Origin of the sequence: Pyrococcus kukulkanii, assembly GCF_041647995.1 — an archaeon.
Lineage (GTDB): Archaea > Methanobacteriota_B > Thermococci > Thermococcales > Thermococcaceae > Pyrococcus.
The window spans coordinates 615340-635702 of record NZ_JARRIB010000001.1 but is presented as its reverse complement, the minus strand read 5'-3'; the positions used below and the strand labels follow the sequence as shown (position 1 = coordinate 635702).

Genomic DNA, 20363 nt, shown 5'->3' with positions numbered 1-20363 from the left:
TCACCCCCTAACGGCCATGAGAATAACTTTCAATATCCCATCAACCCAATAAATCGGCTGAGGCTTCCCCTCCTCTAATGCTTTGGAATCTATACCCAGGATCCTCCTAAACACTTCCTCGACCTCATGCCTAGAGAGGTGATATGCGAGGAGATAGGCCCATCTCACATCCCTGGGATCCCTAACATAGAGTTCCCTGAGCTCGAGTACCTTGTGGAGTAGCCCTTTCTTATCCCCGAACTTCTCGGTTAACCTGCCATCACTGTACACTTTCCTCCCAATCTCTCTCCAAAAGTCCATGTAAATCTCCCAGGGATAGGAGATTCTCCATCCTGTTCTCTCGATTACGTAGATGGCGTCTCTTCCCTCGTCTTTAGCCTTCTCTAACCTCTCCGTCATGACATCCGCGATCCTGTATATCGGTGTCTTCGGGTGGAAGTAGCCCAGGGCCATTGAAATGGTTAGGCCTCCTCCCGTATACCTTCTGAAGGCCTCCCTTATCCTAAAAGCAAGCTCAAAAATCTCGTTCCAGCTCCCCACTATGAAGAAGTCGTCACCACCGGCGTACACGACGACTACATTTGGATTCTCCTTCCATTCACTTAGCGAGGGAACTTCGCCAATGATATCGGAGTAGTACCCCCGAATTACTCCCTTTAAGTAGAACTTGAAGAAGTAGTCCATGAACCTTGAAGCGGTGGAGTACTCTGATATTGACCTTCTGTTGGCGAAGTACTCTCCTAGTTTATCAACGTCCCCCTTTATAACTCCGATCCTCTTTGCTCCCATTGACTCTTCCGCGAGCTCATTGAAGTTTATTACCCTCCCCTCTTTCTCCCTATAGTAGTCGGCGACTACGTAAGGGACGAAAACCATGTCCGTCCTGGGAGGGTTGAACGTGTTCTTCAGCAGGAGGTACTTCCCCTGCAGTTGCCCCTCATATGGTAGAAACTCCGAGAAAGGTCCTGGAATTCCTTCTCCGGTTATTTTGTCTGTGAGAACGAGGCCCTTTTCCATCTTTATTAGCCTCTCTCCCAGGAACCAGAGAGCGTGGCAGGTTTTACAGACTTTTGCTACCTCTCCGTCTTTAAACTCCAATTCCTTTAGCTCCTCCTCTGGAACTTCAACCCCACAGATCTGGCACTCCTCTAATTTTTCTGCCTTTCCAATTGAGAAAACGCCGTCAACGAACTCGAATCTCTTCAACTTCCTTATCGTAACTTTCTTCTTCAGCCTTCCCCTGACTTCCTTAAAGTCCTTCATTAACTCTTCTCCACTGCACTCCTCCCAGTCAATCCCTATGTACAGTTTCCCCTCAAAGCTCTTCCAAAGCCATGTCGTCACCTTTCTCCTTATATCCTCAAGCTTATTCCTCGCATCCTTGGTGTTTTGAGCAACTATCATGAAGTGCCCGCCAGCGTTGAAGACGATGTTAGCAAGCGTCAGGTTTAGATCCTTAATAATCTTCAGCACTATGTCCCACCCTATGAGCTCCAAATAGGCGCTCCTCGCCCTGAGGTACTTAAGCGTCCCCTTGCCGCTCACCGAATATATGAAGTCCTGAATTCCGGAAAAGTCCCCCTCTATTAGAAGGAGGTTCTTTTCTTTCATGCACTTCTCAGCTTCTCCAACGCTTCTTGGCCTGCAACCAGCGTTATATAAAGCTAAGGCAATCGCTGAAGTCATTTTTAAGTGGTCGTATAGGGAAATAACGTTGTTTTCCGTTGTAACAGAACTAACGAATGTTAGATGCTTCTCCAGAATTGGCATCACCTTGTCAGTCCTTGGTTCTACCCTCTTCATGTCTCCCTTAAGTGCTTCGACTATTCTCCTGTACTCCTCGCTTCCTATCCTCTCTACTGTCCCTGGAATGGGTAATCTCTCCAGGCTGAGCTGATAGAGAGGATAGCTTAGATCTCTGTTGAATACTGATTTTAGAGGTCTTCTGACATCATACCCACTTCTCTCATCTTCCCTCTCTCTAGAGGATATATTGTCGGCTATGTACACCAAATAAAGGGCCACCTTAACGTCATCAGGTATCTTGAGCTTTTCCACTTCCTCCATGTACTTCCTATGATGGTACCTAGCGAATAATGCAAGTGTTTCATACTCCTTGACTCCGGTCTCCCTTGCGAGATCAAGTAGAAACCTGTAACCTTGGATCGAATGATCTCCGCTGTAGAGGTGAGCTCTCTGAACCGGCTTGCCTATGTCGTGAAAAAGTCCTCCTAAGGCTATCAGTTCTTTTATATCCACTGAATCACCCCCTAATCGGATTCAAAAATCCAAAACCCAGGGAGTTCTTCTCCCCTAAGCCACAATCCATAATGAACTCGTAGAACTTCCTCTCCCCGGGTTTTATCCTCTCCTTCTCGAGCAACTCCCAGTTGCTCCCTATGACTGGGAATGGAATTCCATTCTTCACGACCTTAACGTAGACGTCTAGCTTCCCATTCCTCCTCAGCTTCGGTATTAATCTATCAAATATCGGGCCTTCTAAGTGGAATTCTTCATTGTAGAAAGCGTTAAACTTCTTCTCAGCGTTTTCTTTAAGCCTGTTGAGGAAGAACCTCAGATCCCTGTGCTCGTGCAACTTAAAATACTCGTTCTTCCTCGAGTCCTTGTATATTACGACCGGAGAACCAGTCTGAAACGCCCTCTTCAGTTTAAGCCTGAACTTCTTGACTTCAACTAACCTAAACTCGTCCTTTCCTATGTATATAATTTCCCTATCCTTTAAGTTTCCATACAGGGTGTTTATGAATCCCTTGTCTGGAGAAGATATGAGGAGCGTGTAGAATCCTCTCGAATCTTTGAAGATATCAGAGAACGTGAAAAACTTGAACCTCTTTTCATCATGCCTCAGCCCATATTCCGAGTCTTTGAGCATTGCATAGATGAACCCTTGAACTGCATGCTTGTTTTCTCGGAATCCAGTCATCCCATTTAAGGGCAAAAATGAAACCTTTAACCTCATACTAATCACCATTCTGGGGCATATATAAAACGACTTGAAATATTAAAAGTCTTTCTAATTACCATTTTAGATTAAATAGTTTTCGGAACGTAAAATTTTCGACGCAAAGCAAATAATTTCCTACGGGAAACTCAAAAGTGTGAAGGACAGGGTTAGGGTCAGCAAGCTGATGGCCTACATCCTCAGGCACGGCCCGTGGGATTTTGGCCTTAATCCAGATGAAGAGGGATTTGTCGAACTCGGAGATCTAGTTAGGGCAATTAGAACCCATTATCCTTGGGTCACGGAGGAAACCATAAGAGAGATCGTCGAGAAGGACGAGAAGGGTAGGTATGAGATAAGGGGGAGCAGGATAAGGGCGAGGTACGGGCACAGCTATCCCGTAGTATTGAACCATGAGGAGGACAAAGAATCGAAAGTCCTCTTTCACGGCACCCCAAGGAGGAACCTTAAGTCGATAATGAGGGAAGGAATTAAGCCCATGAAGAGGCAGTTCGTTCATTTAAGCGTTACCTATGATGATGCCTACTCCACGGGAAGGAGGCACGGGAATGACGTCGTTGTCTTGCTTATTGACTGCGATTGCCTTAGGGATAAGGGACTGAAGATATACAAGGCAGGAAGGAAGGTTAGGATTGTCAGGCACGTTCCTCCCGAGTGCATTTCAGGTGTTCTATGACCGGTTTAATAACGATCTCCCCAACCTCCCTCAAACTAACCTTTTCCCCAATTTCGAGCATTAAACTAGTGGCCCCAGGAGGCACTGGATTGTTGACGTTAATTCCAACCCCTAGAACCGCTTTTAGGTTATAATTGCTCCCCCTAACCTCAAGGATTATCCCGCCAATCTTCCTTCCGTCTACATAGAGCTTTCCGCCTTCATTCTCAACATCCGCGTACTTTCCGAGGGCATTGGCTATTACATTCCCTACCTCGTTGACATCGATCAAGCCTGGAGCTCTCACCGAGAAGTAGAGACCTCCTCTGGGAGATATCCACCTCCCTCTACTCCCCCTTCCCCCGGTCTGCTCTTCCGCTATTGCACCCTCGTACTTGGATCTCCAGACGATGTCCATGGTGGATTTAGCTTTCCTGCAGTACAGGAAGTTAACACCGATCTCCCATGGAAAGGGAAAATCCGGAGATTTGATTAGCCGATATCCCTGGGCCGTGGTCTCGATTACGTATCCCACTGAGCTCAAGGTTTTGATGTGCTTCCACACAGCAACCCTCGACATTCCTAGCTCTCTAGCTATCCTCTCCCCAGAAACGGCACCTTCCCTAAGCATCCTGAGAATGTGGGCCTTAAGTTCAGGTTTGATGCACCTCACGAGCTTCGTTAACCTAATTCATATAAAAGGTTAACCTAAGTGGAAACCATGAATGCTAAAGAGGTTGCATTAACTGGCCTTTTCGTGGCTTTAACTGCAATAGGAGCTCAAATCAGAATTCCCCTTGGTCCGGTACCCTTCACGATGCAAGTTTTCTTCGTCATCTTGGCAGGTCTTATCCTCGGGGCGAGACTTGGATTCATCAGCATAGCCCTCTACGACCTCTTAGGTGCCCTGGGACTTCCAGTATTCGCGGGAATGAAGGGAGGACTTGCCGTAGTTATTGGGCCAACTGGGGGTTATATACTTGCCTTTCCCATAGCCTCTGGGATAGCCGGCCTCGGAAGGGGGAGATTAAGAATCCTAACTGCATACTTGGGCCTTGCAGTAATTTATATCATGGGGTGGGCCTGGCTCTCGAGGTTCCTAGGTCCTGAGAAGGCATTGAAGCTCGGTGTTCTTCCCTTTATAGCCCCGGACTTGGCGAAGGTTGCATTGGCACTTGTGGTTGCTAGAAGATATGAACGGCTGAAGCCTTGAAGCTTACGTAAACTTCCTTCCCCTCTTCTATTCCCATCTCCACAAGGGATGATCTCGTTATGAAAGCCCTAAACCTAACGCCCTGAACGTTAACCGTCACCCTAACGAGGGCCCCAAGGTCTTCAACTCCCTCGACGGCTCCCCTGAACTCGTTTCTTGCAGAGGATCTTATCGGGCTTAGGGATAGGATTATGTCTTCTGGCCTTACACCAATCCTTATCCTCCCCTGGGCTTCCCTGGGTAGCTCTATCCTTATCCCATCGACTTCGAGGAACCTTCCATTGGCTTCTCCCTCTATTATGTTCTCAAACCCCAGGAACCTAGCTACCTCCTCGCTCTTGGGCCTCGAGAATACCTCACTCACCTCCCCAACTTGAACCAGCCTTCCGCTGAGCATGACCCCAACCCTGTCCCCTAAGCTCACCGCCTCCTCGAACGAGTGGGTGACGTGTAAAGCAGTAAACCCGAGCTCCTTCCTCCACCTCTTCATCTCCCTGATAAGCCTACTCCTGGTCTGAACGTCAAGGTTTGCGAAGGGCTCGTCCATGAGGATGAGCTCGGGCTCAATTACCAAGGCCCTGGCAATTGCCACCCTCTGCTGTTCCCCCCCGCTAAGGGTCTTGGGTTTCCTGTGAAGTAAATGCTTAATCCCAAGGACTTCCGCTATCTCCCTTACCTTCTTCTCGATCTCGGCCTTTGGAGTTTTCCTTATCTTAAGCCCGAAGGCTATATTATCGTAAACGGTCATGTTGGGAAATAACGCGTAGTTCTGCGGGATGTAGGCTAAACCCCTCTTTTCTGGGGGATAATCAGTTATATCCTCTCCATTTAGGTAGATTTTACCTTTGTCAGGCTCAATTATTCCGGCAATTATCTCCAAGAGAACGGTCTTTCCGGCCCCGCTGGGGCCCAGGATTATGAAGTGCTCCTTCTCTTTAACGTCAAATGTCACATCCCTCAGCTTAAACTCCTTCCAGTCCTTACTGACCCCTTCAACCTTGAGCATTGGATCACCCGGTTATTTTATCTAAAAACTCTCTTAGTCCAGTTTCTTTAAGAAACTCTTCAATGACCTTAGGATTTCTTCTGAGTATGTCTTCAATGAGTCTTCTGTAGAGTCCTGACATTGAGTCTCCATCGTATTCCTTTGCAATCGCGAGAACATGCATAATATCTTTAGGCTTGAGTCTTCTCCCAGTGTCTTCTTTAAGCTGATTTAAAGAACGCTGGAACCTTGATAGCGTGCTCTCTTTTTCTGCAAGTAGTGTGAGCAGTAGTTCAAGCTCTCTCTTTTTCTCGATAACTGGGTTCTCACTCTCAACATTACCAAGGCCGAAAGGTATAATTTCGGTGTCATTAATCCATAGAGAAGTTCCTTTCACAATTGGGTGAAATTGTCTAAGAGAACTCTTGGCCCACCCTATTATATCAAGATTTGTGTCCATATCCCTCAACAAGCCAATTCTATGGAGTTTTACTTTGTGGAAATTGGCCCATGAGAGCACATTTCTAAGGACGTCCTTCATTCTGTATTTGTCTTGAGCGTTTACCAGGACTATAACAGTATTATCTTTCTTGAATGTTACATATGTTAAATTAAGCCCCGTTTTTCCGAGCCCCTCAATCTCGACTTTCTCTTTCCTGAAGCCGTAGATCTTTTCTATCAGAGTTTCAAAGACGGTCCTGTCTGTCTGGCCCTCCACCAATAATACATTAACCTCCATAATTCATCCCCTTAAATCAATTCCGAGAATCTCTCTGAGCTCTTTGGCGTTTTCAAATGTCTCTATACTGTGCACGAGTTCCCCCTTTTCCTGCTTTATATAAATGATCCTCCCATTGACACCCTCTTCTATTCCATATTCTAGAATCGTATCAATAAACTCAAGGCTATGGGTTGTTAAAAAAACTTGAACGTTATTTTCTTTTGCTCCCTTTATTAAAGCCCTCACCATTACTTCGAGTGATCTTGGATGGTGGAATGCTTCGGCAGAATCTATCAAGAGGTATCCATTTTTTGTTGAAGAGACGAGAAATGCTATCATAGAGAGGAACTTGAATCCATCCCCCATACTATAGTAGGGGATGCTTTTGGGGACATGTTTTATGTCTACATACATTAGAACGCTTCCATCTTCGGGAACAGGGCTAAGCCCCTCGACTTCTGGATATGCCTCTTGGATAATTTCAAGTGCCTTATAATAGGACTTGACCTTAAACGCCTTTGAAAAAACTTCTTCAATGAACCCAGGCGTGTTCATATCGTAAGGTGTTACAAACTCAACAGGAAATTCGATTGGGTACAATTCATCATTAGATGTTGTTATTGTTATTGCCCCATTCTCTGAAATTAAAATCAAAGCTCCACGGCTAAATGAACCTGCTTTAATCTGAACCGGTACAATCTCAACAGATTCTGAAAGCATGTTCTTGAGGGTTTCGCTGTCAAATTTGATACCAAATTCTTTTTCAATGGCCTGCGGGAGATAGCTGGGGTACATAAATCTCGCGGAAAAGGGAGTATTGTTGGTAACGAATGTTAACTCTATTGGGGTCGAAGGGGTATTAAACAAAGAGTACACCGATGCACGTTTTAACCATCCCCTCCACTTTAACACCCGATTTAGAATTTCCTTCAGTACCGCTGTATCCTGATTTACGGCTCCTAAGGCAATTGAAATTGCTTCAAGAATAGATGATTTTCCAACATTATTTCTTCCTACGATAACGTTAACCTGGCCTAAATCGGTGAGACGTAATTCTGAGATGCCCCTAAAATTCTTAATGTGGAGAGATGTTATCATGCCTATCTCTACCTCATAGGGAAGAACTCCTTTTTATAATTTAATTTTTCTCCCAACCAGCCACCTCAGGATAACGAATATCGTAAGGCTCATCGCGATCAGTATCACCGAGATCGGCCTTGAAGCCCTTAGGCCATAGTTGTTGAAGTACTCCATCACCAAAATCTGGGCCGTCTTTGGATAGTAAGCAACTATCAAAATTGCACCGACCTCGCTTATAGCCCTAGCCCACGCCATTATCGCTCCACTGGCTATCGAGGGAAACGCTATTGGGAGCGTCACCGAAAAGAAGGCCCTGAGCTGAGAGGCACCCAAAGTTCTCGCTACCTGCTCGAGCTTCTCGTCCACAGCCAAGAATCCATCCCTCGCGGCATTTATCGCGAAGGGAGCGGAAACAAACAGCATAGCAGCAACTATTCCCTTATAGCTGTCCAGAATTGCGGTGGAGAAAGTCGTGAGGAGCATTATACCAACGACCGAGTGGGGAATCACGATGGGGACGTCAACTATGGCCTGCACTAGGCTTTTGCCCCTGAAATCCTTCCTCGCCAGCACGTAACCTAGGGGGACGCCAAACAGGACGGACAAGATCGCTGTAGCTGTAGCAGTTAGAACCGAATTCTTTAGGGCATCTAAGACGAGGGGATCGTAGAGGGTCTTTATAAGCATCTTGTAGTCATAAGCTTGCTCTGCAAATATCACAATTAGCGGGAGGGCTATGAAGACTATTAGGAAGCTCCCGATTGCCGCGAAGAAGTAAATGGTGTAGTCCCTCCTCATCTCTCTTGAAATCTTGGCCGATTTAAAAAACGTTATTGTTTAGTGATAATGTTTAACTTCGGGAGGAACCTCTCCCTCGTCTTCATGAACTCCTCGTATTTCTCTCCCCAGTACTCTAAAAGTTCCATCTCCTCTAGCTCGGTCAGCCTGTTCCACAGCGGGAGCATTAACATATAGCAGAAAAGCCCTGGGATATTGGAAAAGAAGAGGGCTATCCCGAAGCCCATGAATATGAATGCCGAATAAATGGATGCCTAACGGACCTATAAGAGCCCCGCGATGTGCATTGCCCGAGATAATCCATCAACTGGCACGTGAAAGATGGCTGATACTGGGATTAAAAGGAAGAACACCGTGAACACTATCTTCCTGAACTTCGAGGACTCCATGTTCCCTAATTATCTTGGGATCTTAAATAGCCAGCGCCAGAGAGGGACAAAGTAAACTCTTTTTCCGTTGATTTCCTTAACTCCTTCCTCCTCCCAGGTTATGATGGTTAGATTAGGGCAGTTTAAAACTCTTGATGCCCTCAACAGCGCCCTAATTTCCCTCTCTCGGGTTTGGGGTTCGTCAACCGCATAACTGACCTGTATTAGCTCTTTCACCCTTCCACCTAGTGAAACTACAAAGTCAACCTCTCCTCTCTCATCTCCCCAGTAGTATATTTCCAGCCTTGGCTCGAAGTAGTGCTTCCTCCGCAGGAGCTCTATGGCGATGATGTTCTCTATTCTATAACCGACGTCCCTAACTCCGAGGGCCGTTGCAAAGCCAACGTCCGCTATGTAGAGCTTCGGCTGGCTTCTCAATGATTCGATCTCGCTTGGATGATACCTTCTAACAGGGAGTACAAAACCGATGTCCTCAAGGTAGGTGAGGTACTCGGCAAGCGTCGGCCTACTAACCTTAATACCAGTTGAAGAAACGAGGGAGTGGAGCTTCCGAACTGAGACCTTTCTCGCGAAGTTTCTGGTCAGAACTCTTATTAGGGCTTTGAGAGCTGAAACCTTTTCTATCCCATAGCGCTCAACGAGATCCCTGTAAACTATCAGGTCGAGGTACTCCTGCAGTGTTCTGATCTTCAGCGGAGGTGAATAATCAACGATCCCTGGGAAACCACCGTATTCAACGTACTCCTCGAGGAGACGTAGCAGAATTCCCCTTCTCCTCTCGGTCAGAGGCTTTTCTATCTCGAAGCCTTTGAAGGTTAAGAACTCCCGGAAAGACAGTGGAAACAGTTGAAAGCTCAGAGTCCTCCCCCGAAGGGAAGTCGCTATTTCACGGGAGAGTAGCTCTGAGGACGAACCCGTTATAAAGATCCTTGCCCTCTTCCTCTCAAGCAGGCGCCTCACGAACCTCTCCCACCCCTCAACGGTCTGAACCTCGTCGAGGAAGAGGTACATCATATCGGCATCGGGGTTGTGCTTGTAATAGAGCTGGACTATCGTCGAGAGATCTTTGGCGGAGAGTCCAGCAAGCCTCTCGTCCTCGAAGTTCACGTAGAAAATTCGCTCGATTGGCAGGCCCTCATCGATAAGCCTTTTCATTGCAAGGTATAGGAGGTACGTTTTTCCAGTTCTCCTGAGGCCATAAACTGAGACTGCAACGTCAACATCTAAGGGAAGGCTTAACTCCCTTTCCTTAACTTCCGGAATTCCGAACTCGTGGAACTCACTGATGACTTCCTCCAGCGCCTCAATTATGGTCATATGGTAAACTTAACTTATCAAAATTTAAAGATTTTGGTCAACTCAACTTTACCAAATTTCGCAAAAAAGGTAAGATAGAAGCCTCAGCCTTCAACCTTAACCAATCCCTTTATCTCCTCGGGAACGTTTCCAAAGGCTATCGGCGGTGTTATGAAGTCCTGATAGTTTTCCTTGAAGACCCTCTGCCCGTTCTCTCCCAGTAAGTACTTAAGGAACTCTATCGCGAGATCCCTGTTGGGGGCATCCTTTAGAACCGTTACTCCATAAACTATCGGCTTCGCCTTTATGGTCTTCCCAGTTGAGCCCAGGGTTATTGAAACTTGGCCGTAGAAGTCCGCCTTGCTGAAGTCTTTAAGGTTGATCTCGTTTGGGAGAGTAATGTACTTGAGGTTATGTTGTTCGGCAACGCTCTTGTATATGAAGAAGTAATCTAAGCTGCCAGATTCAACTAAAGCAACTAAATCAGTTTCTTTTGGCCTTATAACAACTCTCCTGTCCCTGACCTGTATCTCCTTCGGAGCGTAGATGTGGGTTCCATTTGCGTATATATTGGTTGTCTTCTCAACCAGAGTCTCAAAGATTGGCTTCTTGTAGTAGAAGTCAGCCAACTTCATCACCATCACCGAACGATAGCCACAGGGATCTTGGTTTGGATCGCTGAAGCCAAACTTTACATCCTCCCTAGCGAGTACCTCGTACCACTTGTCAGGGTTCCTGAGCATCTCATCAGCGTACTTGCTCTTGTCCGTGAACGCTATGACTATCTCGTTAGTCGCAAACAGAACGTAGAAGTCGGTATAGTTTGGAACCATGAGCTGTGGGATTAAGGTGTAGTCAGCAACTGCCACTATGTCAGCCTTCTTTCCTAAGTCAGTGACCTTTCTAACTGCCTTAACGCTTCCACTAGCTTCATCCTGAAACGTCACCTTAACCCCAAGGTTCTTCTCGGCGTACTCCGCGAACTCTCTCTCTAGTTGCTGGAATGGAACGCTCAGGGAACCTGCGTGGAATATTATTAACTTCACCTCCCTATCTTTGATTTCGTTGGTGGTAGATCCTATACAGCCCGAAACAAAGACTCCTAGCATGATAATACCAATTATTAAATCCCTCTTCATGATGAAGCCCTAGTGGAGTGGTAGATCTTTTAACTTAAACATTTCGTTAATTTTTCCAAATTATTAAATAGTTTTGTTTAACTAAAAATTTTCGAAGGAAACGTTTTAATCCTCGTGGAATACTTAAATGGGGGATTCTCATGAGGCTAGCCCTTATAGATGGAGAGCACTATCCAGATGTTAACAGGTGGGCCCTTGATAAAATAAGCCCCTGCTGTGCGGTCTTCGTTGGGGGAATTGAGAAGATAGGGGGGATAGAGGACGTTGAAAGAGTTCTCGGCGTGAAGCTCTACCATGACTCGGATATATTTAAGGCATTGGAGAGGGCTTTATCAGAAAATCACGTTGAAGAAGTTATAGACTTAAGTGATGATCCCGTTCTAACTCCAGAACTCAGATTTAGAATAGCTTCATTCCTCTTAAGGAGAGGCGTAAGCTACATAGGCGCGGACTTCCAATTCAAACCAAAAGAGTGGCTTAAGATTGATATCCCCTCAATAAACATCATAGGGACAGGAAAGAGGGTGGGGAAAACTTCCGTTGGGGCCTTTGTAGGCAGGACATTGAAGCATCTGTACAGGGTCGTGATAGTCACGATGGGCAGAGGAGGGCCTGAAAAGCCCGAGATTATAAGGGGTGACCTCATGGAGATAACCCCTGAGTTCCTCCTAAAAGTTGCTGAAGAAGGCAGACATGCGGCATCTGACCACTTTGAAGATGCCTTAATGGCAGGAGTTGCCACAGTTGGCTGTAGAAGGTGCGGAGGAGGGCTGGCTGGCTTCTCCTTCTTTGACGTTATAGAAGGGGGGATAGAAGTTGCGAAATCCCTAAATCCCGACTTAATAATATTCGAGGGCTCAGGGGCCACGTTCGCCAACGTTCTCTCTGAGGGCTTTATAACGGTCGTGAGCGCTAAGCAGGGAGTATCTAAAGTTAGGGATTATTTTGGACCCTTCAGGATATCTTTGGCTGATATAATTGTAATCACGATGGCTGACTCAGTTGAGGAGAATGAGCTTAAGAAGCTCCTTAAAACTATAGAGGGGATAAATCCTTCGGCTGACGTCCACATCACAAGGTTCGCCCCGAGGCTTATTGGTGATGTTGAGGGCAAAGCGATAGTCGTCACAACATCTCCCGAGTCAGCGAGGAAAGTTGCTGAGGAACTTAGGAAGGAAGGCGTTGACATCGTTGGCTATTCGGGTAGCTTGGCTAACAGGAAAAAGCTGAGAGAAGAGCTTTCAAAATTCCAGTACGACACCACTATAGTGGAACTCAAGGCCGGGGCGGTTGATGTGGTGGTCAAGGACGCTTTAAGCAGGGGTAAGAGGGTCGTCTTCCTCGACAACGAGCCAAGGAACATCGACGACAAAGACTTAGGCAAAGCCGTTAAGGAGCTCGCGAGGAGGGTTATAAATGATAAGGGTGGTTGAGAAGGGAGGCAGAGTCTCGCTCCCCTTCTCAAGGGGAATACTCACAAGGTCAATAACCTCCGTTGGAATAGACGTGGACCTAGCGTACACCATAGCGATAGAGGTTCAAGAAGAGCTGAGGAGAAAGGGAAAAACCCTAGTTACCAAGGATGAGATAAGGAGGTTGACATATCAAAAGCTCGTTGAGAAGGGTTTCACGGAAGAGGCGAGGAGGTATCTCTTCTGGAGGAGATTCCGAAAGATGAAGATACCTCTAATAATCCTCCTGGGTGGACCTACTGGAGTTGGAAAGTCTACCATAGCTACTGAACTCGCTTTTAGGTTGGGAATAAGGAGTGTCATAGGAACTGATACTATAAGGGAAGTCCTAAGGAAGATAATTACCCCCGAACTACTACCCACGATTCACACATCGACATTCTTGGCTTGGAAAGAGCTTAGGGGAACGATAGAGGGATCCCCAGTCATAGCAGGATTTGAAAGCCAGGTGAGTGCAGTTTCTGTTGGAATAAACGCCGTTATTCAAAGGGCTAGGAGAGAAGGGCTAAACGCAATAATTGAAGGCATTCACGTCGTTCCTGGGTTCGTTGACATAGATCACGAGATGACTTTCATGTACATGATAGTTGCAAGGAGCAGGGAAGAGCTTGAGGCGAGGTTCTACGAAAGGACTAGGTACAGCAAGAGGCCCGCGGAGTACTACATAGCCCACATTGAAGAAATTTTGGAGATTCAAAGCTACCTCATAGAGAGGGCGAAGAGCTTTGGGATACCGATCATAGAAAACATAGAACTTGAGGAAACCGTTGGGAGGATAATGCAGGACATAATGGAGAAAACAGTAGAGGTAATGAAAAGGAAGGGGCTTGACATGCTAGAGGAACCTTAAGGACACGTCACCGTAGATAATCTTCCTTATTTCTCCGTTCCCAAGCCTTAAGACGAGTCTTCCGTCCTCATCTATATCCTCAGCAATTCCAACGACCTCTCCATTTCCAAGAACTTTAACTGGAACGTTAAGTATCATGAGCTCCCTTGCAAGTTCCACTATATTTCCTGGGGACTTCAAGTAAATCTCGTACAGCTCGTCGAGATTCTCTAATAGGGTTTTGAAGACGTAAATTAGACTAACTTCCTTATCCAGAACATCCTTCACGGCTATTCCGTTTTCCGGGGCGTCGTTGTTCACATTTATTCCGATGCCTAGAATGACTTTCTCCCCAACCTTCTCGGTTAGAATTCCTGATATTTTCCTGAAGTTTACTAGAACGTCATTTGGCCACTTAATCCTTCCGGGGATTGATAATTCTTCAAGTGTTCTAACTACCCCTATGGCCCCCAGGAAAACTATCTTTGGAATGTCCTGGGGCGCAACCTTCGGCTTTAAAACTACTGAAAGCCATAAGCCCCCTTCTGGAGAAATCCATTTTCTGTTGAGTCTTCCCCTTCCTCTTGTCTGCCTGTCGGCGACTACAACTGTTCCTTCTTCAACATCGAGGGATTTTGCAACATCATTGGTAGAAGAAATTTCCTGGTAGTAGATTACCTTTTTGCCAATTATAGAGGTTTTCAGGCCAAGCATATCTTAACCTAACCGCAAGGTTTATAAAAACCATACTTCACCATAACTTTCGAGGGTGGGGCGGTAGCTCAGCCTGGGAGAGCACCGGACTGAAGATCCGGGTGTCGGGGGTTCAAATCCCCCCCGCCCCACCAGTGTTTGTGCGGTGGTAGTCTAGCCTGGTCTAGGACGCCGGCCTTCCGAGCCGGCGACCCGGGTTCAAATCCCGGCCACCGCACCATTCTTCTAAAAATTTTAGAAACCCTTCCTGGAGTAGCTGTTTTTCTTAGATTCCCTGATCCTTCCTCAAATTTGTTAATCCCCTGCTCTTTGGTCTTTGGAGGGTTTTAGTAATATGTTGTGAAAATATCACTAAATGTTCAAATTTTGGTCATATTATGTAACGAATTTTCTTCAAATTTACCTGTTAAATCAGTAGATATCTTGGTTATATACTGACGCACGATGTATTCTGAGTTTTTGGCATGATAAAACATGGGAGAGAAGTAGCGGATAAGAGAAGGTCTCAGACCCTTTTGGAGTTTATGAGGTAGTTTAACTGTTGAATATTCTGGAGCTGTATCTCCTCTATACATTGAATTACAAGGTTTGTAGCCCGAGCTTAGATTTGCCTTATTGAGTAGGATAAATACCCTTCATCGAAAGGCTTATAATATTGGGGCTTTCTTAGGAGATATTGAGAGAATCGCACGAAAAATCGCGCCTGTTCCAATAAGACTAAAAGAGAATTGAAAGCTGAGGATGGGTTCACGATGTACACCTTTACGGCGTGTTCCAATAAGACTAAAAGAGAATTGAAAGCATAACCATTCACCTTATCATAAACCTTCAACACCGTGTTCCAATAAGACTAAAAGAGAATTGAAAGATTTGATATCTTGAGGGTTAAGGGTGTTCCGCTTGAGTGTTCCAATAAGACTAAAAGAGAATTGAAAGCGATGTTGTTCGAGAGGGCGAACTTCAGTCTCTCAACGTTCCAATAAGACTAAAAGAGAATTGAAAGTGAGTTCGAGCTTGATGAGAATGGTGTTGCTCTTCCTGTTCCAATAAGACTAAAAGAGAATTGAAAGTAGAACTTTTCTAGCAAATCGCTGATAATAGGATATGTTCCAATAAGACTAAAAGAGAATTGAAAGCTCGGAATTTGTGCTCCTCTTGGGCCCATATACCGCCGTTCCAATAAGACTAAAAGAGAATTGAAAGGAGAATTATCGCCTTGAGCCTCCTGTCGCCCAGGAGCGTTCCAATAAGACTAAAAGAGAATTGAAAGTGGGGGATCATGAGGGAAAGCCCCCCGTTTTTACTACCGTTCCAATAAGACTAAAAGAGAATTGAAAGCTTACTTGAATATATTTCCATCTCTTTTCGTCTGCGTGTTCCAATAAGACTAAAAGAGAATTGAAAGAGAAGAACAATTATAGAAGAGATTTACGATATTAGATGTTCCAATAAGACTAAAAGAGAATTGAAAGAGTCCAGAACAGGCCTCCTGAGGAGATAGACATTACGGCGTTCCAATAAGACTAAAAGAGAATTGAAAGAGGAAGGTTACTTTGAGGAATGTTCAGGGGGAGGCTAGTTCCAATAAGACTAAAAGAGAATTGAAAGCTTAAAATAAGTAAAAGCATCCTCATAGGAAAGTTGCTCGTTCCAATAAGACTAAAAGAGAATTGAAAGTCATTTACAACACCCCCCCTTAACAAAAACTAACTTTGTTCCAATAAGACTAAAAGAGAATTGAAAGAGACCTACGCGACCCCGTTCAGCAACGGGGTGCCCAGTTCCAATAAGACTAAAAGAGAATTGAAAGGTAGAACGGGCCTTGCTCTCCTTCTGCTGCTTCTCCTGTTCCAATAAGACTAAAAGAGAATTGAAAGATTTTTCACACCCCCAACCACTCCAACAGAGAGTATGTTCCAATAAGACTAAAAGAGAATTGAAAGAGATACGGGATAACACTCTTGACTGCATTGGCCATCAGTTCCAATAAGACTAAAAGAGAATTGAAAGAGTTCTCCTTTTCGAGCTCTGTTAGTGCGTGCATCAGGTTCCAATAAGACTAAAAGAGAATTGAAAGCTTTGGAGAAGTTCTAGAGACAATAGGCAGGTTCTGGGTTCCAATAAGACTAAAAGAGAATTGAAAGTGAAGCGACACTATGGCATGAGATGGGGCACCTAGTCGGTTCCAATAAGACTAAAAGAGAATTGAAAGTGTGCTCACTGTAGCCCTGCTCTGTAAGCCACTGCCTGTTCCAATAAGACTAAAAGAGAATTGAAAGGGGGAACGAGAAAAGGAGAAGATTGGAGGAGATCGAGTTCCAATAAGACTAAAAGAGAATTGAAAGAACAGAATTTGACGAAGGAACGCTTAGAGGAGGGTTCTTGTTCCAATAAGACTAAAAGAGAATTGAAAGCAATAAATAACATAATGAATTCGAGCTTTTGGCCTCTGAGTTCCAATAAGACTAAAAGAGAATTGAAAGCAGATAACCGGCTCACAAGAAATCACAAAGGGCGACAGTTCCAATAAGACTAAAAGAGAATTGAAAGCATGAGGGAGGGAGCACTATGAGTGAGGCTGAGTTTTGTTCCAATAAGACTAAAAGAGAATTGAAAGCTCAAGAGCAACATCGGTAAGGTTAGCACTAGCCTGAGTTCCAATAAGACTAAAAGAGAATTGAAAGAAGGCCCTCTTGACTTCAAGCTCCCCCTGCAGGCTCGTTCCAATAAGACTAAAAGAGAATTGAAAGCGTGGAAGATGTCCTCGTGCTTGCTGAGGACGAACCTGTTCCAATAAGACTAAAAGAGAATTGAAAGTAGTTTATCTCGTAGCCTTTGAAAACTCTCTTTATGGTTCCAATAAGACTAAAAGAGAATTGAAAGCTATAATTATATACAAGGCATCTTTACCTTGCTCGAAGTTCCAATAAGACTAAAAGAGAATTGAAAGGTGGCGGGTAGGCCATGCCGAGCTCGACCTCTGGCGGGTTCCAATAAGACTAAAAGAGAATTGAAAGAAACTTGTACAGTACTCCATCAGCGAGAAACATTGAAGTTCCAATAAGACTAAAAGAGAATTGAAAGCGGTGAGGGAGAAGGGTGTGGTGGTTTTACTGTTTGTGTTCCAATAAGACTAAAAGAGAATTGAAAGTATACAGGTGCTGGGGAGTATAACCAAACTTGCCAGGTTCCAATAAGACTAAAAGAGAATTGAAAGTTTCTAGGGACTCGCTTGAACTGTACTTGCTCTGCATGTTCCAATAAGACTAAAAGAGAATTGAAAGCATAGTATGCCTCGAGAAATCTGTCTAAAATTCTAAGTTCCAATAAGACTAAAAGAGAATTGAAAGTTACTATCGCATGAATAAGCTGGTGCCCTCTCATTCCGTTCCAATAAGACTAAAAGAGAATTGAAAGTTAAAGTGGGCAGTAGTGTTAAGTGAAGGTGCAGGGGTTCCAATAAGACTAAAAGAGAATTGAAAGCTGAACAGTTTCTTCCAATTTCTTAACAGATTCATTTAAGTTCCAATAAGACTAAAAGAGAATTGAAAGTGTGTATGCTAAAAGCTCTCGTCGAAGATGTCCTTCCGTTCCAATAAGACTAAAAGAGAATTGAAAGAGGATAAAGAACGACATAATGATGGACGGCTTCGAGGGTTCCAATAAGACTAAAAGAGAATTGAAAGTAAGATACAGTGTTGAGCTAACCAAGAGAGAGATCGGTTCCAATAAGACTAAAAGAGAATTGAAAGTATAGAGGTGTGGCCCCAGTCGAACTTCCGTAGAGCACGTTCCAATAAGACTAAAAGAGAATTGAAAGGTGGGAAATAGTAAAAAGGTGAAAGGTGTTGTTCAGGGTTCCAATAAGACTAAAAGAGAATTGAAAGCATACTTTTTAATTTTCCTTAACAAATCCAATACTTGTTCCAATAAGACTAAAAGAGAATTGAAAGTGTTGCCCACCTCATTAGCATATTGTCATTAACTCATGTTCCAATAAGACTAAAAGAGAATTGAAAGAGCTTGGCGAGGAGCCTAAGCCCATCGGCGTAGGCGGGTTCCAATAAGACTAAAAGAGAATTGAAAGCGACTTCTTGGCCCCCTCCCCCGCAAGGAGCCTTATCTCGATCCACGGGTCATGTTCCAATAAGACTAAAAGAGAATTGAAAGGAAGTGGTGCAGTTGCGTTTCCTGGGAGTATTACAGGTTCCAATAAGACTAAAAGAGAATTGAAAGGGGAGAAGTTGAAGGAACTGGAGGACAGGTGGCAGGGTTCCAATAAGACTAAAAGAGAATTGAAAGCTTGGTAGGCTAAGGGCGACTATATTGGACTATTTGAGTTCCAATAAGACTAAAAGAGAATTGAAAGTACTCATTAGCCAGCTCTTCTGCAACTAACTTAACGTTCCAATAAGACTAAAAGAGAATTGAAAGAGTTCTACGTGTTCGAAGATCAATCGGTGTACTTCGAGTTCCAATAAGACTAAAAGAGAATTGAAAGCAGTTATTCCTGATGAGCGAAATTTCTCCTCATCCCGTGTTCCAATAAGACTAAAAGAGAATTGAAAGGCGGTTCATAGGGTGTGGGGTTAGGGTTATTCCCCCAGTTCCAATAAGACTAAAAGAGAATTGAAAGTATGTGGCACCCGTCTTTGAACTCTCTCACTAGCTTGTTCCAATAAGACTAAAAGAGAATTGAAAGCTTATTTTCAACTTATGAACAATCAAACCGATTTTGGAGTTCCAATAAGACTAAAAGAGAATTGAAAGTGACAAAGCCTTATGTTCCGGCCTCCGTGATAGGAAGCAACCCAGGTTCCAATAAGACTAAAAGAGAATTGAAAGCTTGGAAAAAATGCTCCACATTGCAAAGAAACTAAAAGGTTCCAATAAGACTAAAAGAGAATTGAAAGAGGAGTTATTACAGCCAACTTAAACGCATACAACCCTGTTCCAATAAGATTAAAAGAGAATTGAAAGGTGGGGATTAAATCCTACCATACTTCCTCATTATCTCTATAAGCTTGTCCTTTGGGAGTTCATACCTCACGTGGTTGTCCCTCCCATCCATCGTCCTCGCGTTCAGCAAGGAATTGACTATGGCCTCCTCTACGGCTTCTGCCGTTGCCTTAAACAGGGGCGAGAGAACTGAATCAGGTAGCGCTTTAACCTCTAGGGTCTCCTTTCCGTAGTGCTTAATCTTGTTTGCAGTCGAGAAAGCAACAGCTATGTCTCCACTCCCGTTGTACGCATAACCTCCAGTTCTCGCCAATCCTACTGTTGCCCTCTTGGCCAGTCTGTTCAGTTGTCTTGAGGTTAAAGGCGCATCGGTGGCAACGACCATTATTATACTTCCCTTTCCTTCTCCTCCTCTGCCGGGCCAGTCTTTCAGCTCAATACCGACAGGCACTCCAGCTATAGTCAGGTCTTCCCTCTTTCCAAAGTTGCTTAAAACCAGTGCTCCAACCGTGTACTTCTTGCCCTCTATCTCCACCACCCTTGATGCCGAACCTATCCCACCCTTAAACTCGAAGGCGCTCATCCCTGTCCCAGCCCCTACTGCCCCTTCTTCAAACTCCTCGCTGGCGTTCTCAATCGCCTCGACAACGTGCTCCCTCTTCACGTGCCTTCCACGTATGTCGTTAAGGTAAGAATCGTTACACTCCAGAACGAGGGGATTCACGGATCCAGTTTTTACGCCGATGTCATCGTTCTCCCTCAAAACGTAGTCAAGCAAGCCATCAATGGCCGTTCCTATGCTGAGGGTGTTCGTTAATATTATCGGGGTTTCTATGACACCAAGCTCCCAGAGCTGTATTAATCCTACTGGCTTGGAGTAGCCGTTCATTACGAAGGCTCCAGCTAAAACTTTTTCCTTGTATATATTTCCTTCATGGGGAAGTATTGCCGTGACTCCAGTTCTTACTGGCCCTTTCCCAGGAATTAGCTTTCCTTTTCCCTCTATCAAGGTCACATGGCCTACTTTGACTCCTTTTACGTCCGCTATTGAGTCCCTCTTGCCCTTCTTGAAGACACCTATCTCGATTCCTAACTCATGGGCTTTCATGTTTCATCCTAGCTACCTAGAC

17 protein-coding genes, 2 tRNA genes and 1 CRISPR repeat array are annotated in these 20363 nt (G+C 44.8%); of the genes, 6 read left to right on the top strand and 13 right to left on the bottom strand.

The genetic code is table 11. From position 1 onward, the window contains the following. Both cas10 and cas6 read right to left on the bottom strand, forming a co-directional pair. Nucleotides 1-2259 carry a type III-A CRISPR-associated protein Cas10/Csm1 gene (cas10, locus tag P8X24_RS03885; RefSeq protein ID WP_372914135.1) on the bottom strand — a complete coding sequence of 753 codons (2259 nt, stop codon included), beginning with the start codon at nucleotides 2257-2259 and terminating at the stop codon, nucleotides 1-3. A gap of 4 nt (nucleotides 2260-2263) precedes the next feature. Further along, nucleotides 2264-2980, bottom strand: coding sequence for a CRISPR-associated endoribonuclease Cas6 (gene cas6 / locus P8X24_RS03880; RefSeq protein WP_372914134.1), 717 nt, complete (start codon nucleotides 2978-2980; stop codon nucleotides 2264-2266). 139 nt (nucleotides 2981-3119) lie between these two features. On the opposite strand from cas6, the gene P8X24_RS03875 reads away from it, so the two are divergent. After that, nucleotides 3120-3659: an RNA 2'-phosphotransferase gene (locus P8X24_RS03875; protein WP_372914133.1), complete on the top strand. Its 540-nt coding sequence runs from the start codon at nucleotides 3120-3122 to the stop codon at nucleotides 3657-3659. Here P8X24_RS03875 and P8X24_RS03870 read toward each other — a convergent pair. Then, nucleotides 3619-4311: a biotin operon repressor gene (locus tag P8X24_RS03870; protein ID WP_372914132.1), complete on the bottom strand. Its 693-nt coding sequence runs from the start codon at nucleotides 4309-4311 to the stop codon at nucleotides 3619-3621. The two genes, P8X24_RS03875 and P8X24_RS03870, sit on opposite strands and share 41 nt — an antisense overlap. 48 nt (nucleotides 4312-4359) lie before the next feature. Between P8X24_RS03870 and P8X24_RS03865 the strand changes: the two genes are divergently transcribed. Continuing rightward, on the top strand, nucleotides 4360-4851 hold the full coding sequence (locus P8X24_RS03865) for a biotin transporter BioY (RefSeq protein WP_372914131.1): 492 nt from the start codon (nucleotides 4360-4362) through the stop codon (nucleotides 4849-4851). On the opposite strand, the gene wtpC is transcribed toward P8X24_RS03865, so the two are convergent. From wtpC to wtpA, 8 genes are all read right to left on the bottom strand, one after another. Then, on the bottom strand, nucleotides 4823-5857 hold the full coding sequence (gene wtpC, locus P8X24_RS03860) for a tungstate ABC transporter ATP-binding protein WtpC (RefSeq protein WP_372914130.1): 1035 nt from the start codon (nucleotides 5855-5857) through the stop codon (nucleotides 4823-4825). The two genes, P8X24_RS03865 and wtpC, sit on opposite strands and share 29 nt — an antisense overlap. 4 nt (nucleotides 5858-5861) lie before the next feature. Then, a complete protein-coding gene (locus tag P8X24_RS03855) occupies nucleotides 5862-6575 on the bottom strand; it encodes a DUF3226 domain-containing protein (protein WP_372914129.1) in 714 nt (237 codons plus the stop codon). 3 nt (nucleotides 6576-6578) lie between these two features. After that, nucleotides 6579-7655 (bottom strand): AAA family ATPase, encoded by a 1077-nt coding sequence (locus P8X24_RS03850; protein ID WP_372914128.1) that lies wholly within the window; start codon nucleotides 7653-7655, stop codon nucleotides 6579-6581. 33 nt (nucleotides 7656-7688) lie between these two features. After that, the gene (gene wtpB / locus P8X24_RS03845; protein WP_372914127.1) at nucleotides 7689-8435 is read right to left on the bottom strand and encodes a tungstate ABC transporter permease WtpB; all 747 of its coding nucleotides are present in this window, start codon (nucleotides 8433-8435) and stop codon (nucleotides 7689-7691) included. Nucleotides 8436-8467: 32 nt separating this feature from the next. Further along, on the bottom strand, nucleotides 8468-8662 hold the full coding sequence (locus tag P8X24_RS03840) for a hypothetical protein (protein WP_372914126.1): 195 nt from the start codon (nucleotides 8660-8662) through the stop codon (nucleotides 8468-8470). 36 nt (nucleotides 8663-8698) lie between these two features. After that, on the bottom strand, nucleotides 8699-8824 hold the full coding sequence (locus P8X24_RS03835) for a hypothetical protein (RefSeq protein ID WP_372842542.1): 126 nt from the start codon (nucleotides 8822-8824) through the stop codon (nucleotides 8699-8701). Nucleotides 8825-8833: 9 nt separating this feature from the next. Further along, a complete protein-coding gene (locus tag P8X24_RS03830; protein ID WP_372914125.1) occupies nucleotides 8834-10141 on the bottom strand; it encodes an ATP-binding protein in 1308 nt (435 codons plus the stop codon). An 83-nt stretch (nucleotides 10142-10224) separates the two neighbouring features. Continuing rightward, on the bottom strand, nucleotides 10225-11259 hold the full coding sequence (wtpA, locus tag P8X24_RS03825; protein ID WP_372914124.1) for a tungstate ABC transporter substrate-binding protein WtpA: 1035 nt from the start codon (nucleotides 11257-11259) through the stop codon (nucleotides 10225-10227). A gap of 140 nt (nucleotides 11260-11399) precedes the next feature. Here wtpA and P8X24_RS03820 point away from each other — a divergent pair, with 140 nt between their 5' ends. Further along, on the top strand, nucleotides 11400-12692 hold the full coding sequence (locus P8X24_RS03820) for a 2,3-diphosphoglycerate synthetase (protein ID WP_372914123.1): 1293 nt from the start codon (nucleotides 11400-11402) through the stop codon (nucleotides 12690-12692). Beyond that, nucleotides 12676-13581, top strand: a complete 906-nt coding sequence (locus P8X24_RS03815) for a 2-phosphoglycerate kinase (protein ID WP_372914122.1) — start codon at nucleotides 12676-12678, stop codon at nucleotides 13579-13581. Before P8X24_RS03820 ends, P8X24_RS03815 begins: the two co-directional genes overlap by 17 nt. On the opposite strand, the gene P8X24_RS03810 is transcribed toward P8X24_RS03815, so the two are convergent. After that, nucleotides 13567-14274 carry a biotin--[acetyl-CoA-carboxylase] ligase gene (locus tag P8X24_RS03810; RefSeq protein WP_372914121.1) on the bottom strand — a complete coding sequence of 236 codons (708 nt, stop codon included), beginning with the start codon at nucleotides 14272-14274 and terminating at the stop codon, nucleotides 13567-13569. The two genes, P8X24_RS03815 and P8X24_RS03810, sit on opposite strands and share 15 nt — an antisense overlap. 57 nt (nucleotides 14275-14331) lie before the next feature. Between P8X24_RS03810 and P8X24_RS03805 the strand changes: the two genes are divergently transcribed. After that, a tRNA-Phe gene (locus tag P8X24_RS03805) sits at nucleotides 14332-14408 on the top strand. Between the two features lie 8 nt (nucleotides 14409-14416). Further along, nucleotides 14417-14494, top strand: a tRNA-Gly gene (locus tag P8X24_RS03800). Nucleotides 14495-14979: 485 nt separating this feature from the next. Then, nucleotides 14980-19254: direct repeats of the CRISPR family, unit length 30 nt; unit sequence GTTCCAATAAGACTAAAAGAGAATTGAAAG. 7 nt (nucleotides 19255-19261) lie between these two features. Here the strand turns inward: P8X24_RS03800 and P8X24_RS03795 are convergent. Then, nucleotides 19262-20341, bottom strand: a complete 1080-nt coding sequence (locus P8X24_RS03795; RefSeq protein WP_372914120.1) for a DmpA family aminopeptidase — start codon at nucleotides 20339-20341, stop codon at nucleotides 19262-19264. Nucleotides 20342-20363 lie beyond the last annotated feature (22 nt).

Bases quoted from the DNA above. Each gene is read 5' to 3' on its own strand.
- cas6 (WP_372914134.1), bottom strand. From the start codon at position 2,980: ATGAGGTTAAAGGTTTCATTTTTGCCCTTAAATGGGATGACTGGATTC.
- P8X24_RS03865 (WP_372914131.1), top strand. From the start codon at position 4,360: ATGAATGCTAAAGAGGTTGCATTAACTGGCCTTTTCGTGGCTTTAACT.
- wtpC (WP_372914130.1), bottom strand. From the start codon at position 5,857: ATGCTCAAGGTTGAAGGGGTCAGTAAGGACTGGAAGGAGTTTAAGCTG.
- P8X24_RS03855 (WP_372914129.1), bottom strand. From the start codon at position 6,575: ATGGAGGTTAATGTATTATTGGTGGAGGGCCAGACAGACAGGACCGTC.
- P8X24_RS03850 (WP_372914128.1), bottom strand. From the start codon at position 7,655: ATGATAACATCTCTCCACATTAAGAATTTTAGGGGCATCTCAGAATTA.
- wtpB (WP_372914127.1), bottom strand. From the start codon at position 8,435: ATGAGGAGGGACTACACCATTTACTTCTTCGCGGCAATCGGGAGCTTC.
- P8X24_RS03840 (WP_372914126.1), bottom strand. From the start codon at position 8,662: ATGGGCTTCGGGATAGCCCTCTTCTTTTCCAATATCCCAGGGCTTTTC.
- P8X24_RS03835 (WP_372842542.1), bottom strand. From the start codon at position 8,824: ATGGAGTCCTCGAAGTTCAGGAAGATAGTGTTCACGGTGTTCTTCCTT.
- P8X24_RS03830 (WP_372914125.1), bottom strand. From the start codon at position 10,141: ATGACCATAATTGAGGCGCTGGAGGAAGTCATCAGTGAGTTCCACGAG.
- wtpA (WP_372914124.1), bottom strand. From the start codon at position 11,259: ATGAAGAGGGATTTAATAATTGGTATTATCATGCTAGGAGTCTTTGTT.
- P8X24_RS03820 (WP_372914123.1), top strand. From the start codon at position 11,400: ATGAGGCTAGCCCTTATAGATGGAGAGCACTATCCAGATGTTAACAGG.
- P8X24_RS03815 (WP_372914122.1), top strand. From the start codon at position 12,676: ATGATAAGGGTGGTTGAGAAGGGAGGCAGAGTCTCGCTCCCCTTCTCA.
- P8X24_RS03810 (WP_372914121.1), bottom strand. From the start codon at position 14,274: ATGCTTGGCCTGAAAACCTCTATAATTGGCAAAAAGGTAATCTACTAC.
- P8X24_RS03795 (WP_372914120.1), bottom strand. From the start codon at position 20,341: ATGAAAGCCCATGAGTTAGGAATCGAGATAGGTGTCTTCAAGAAGGGC.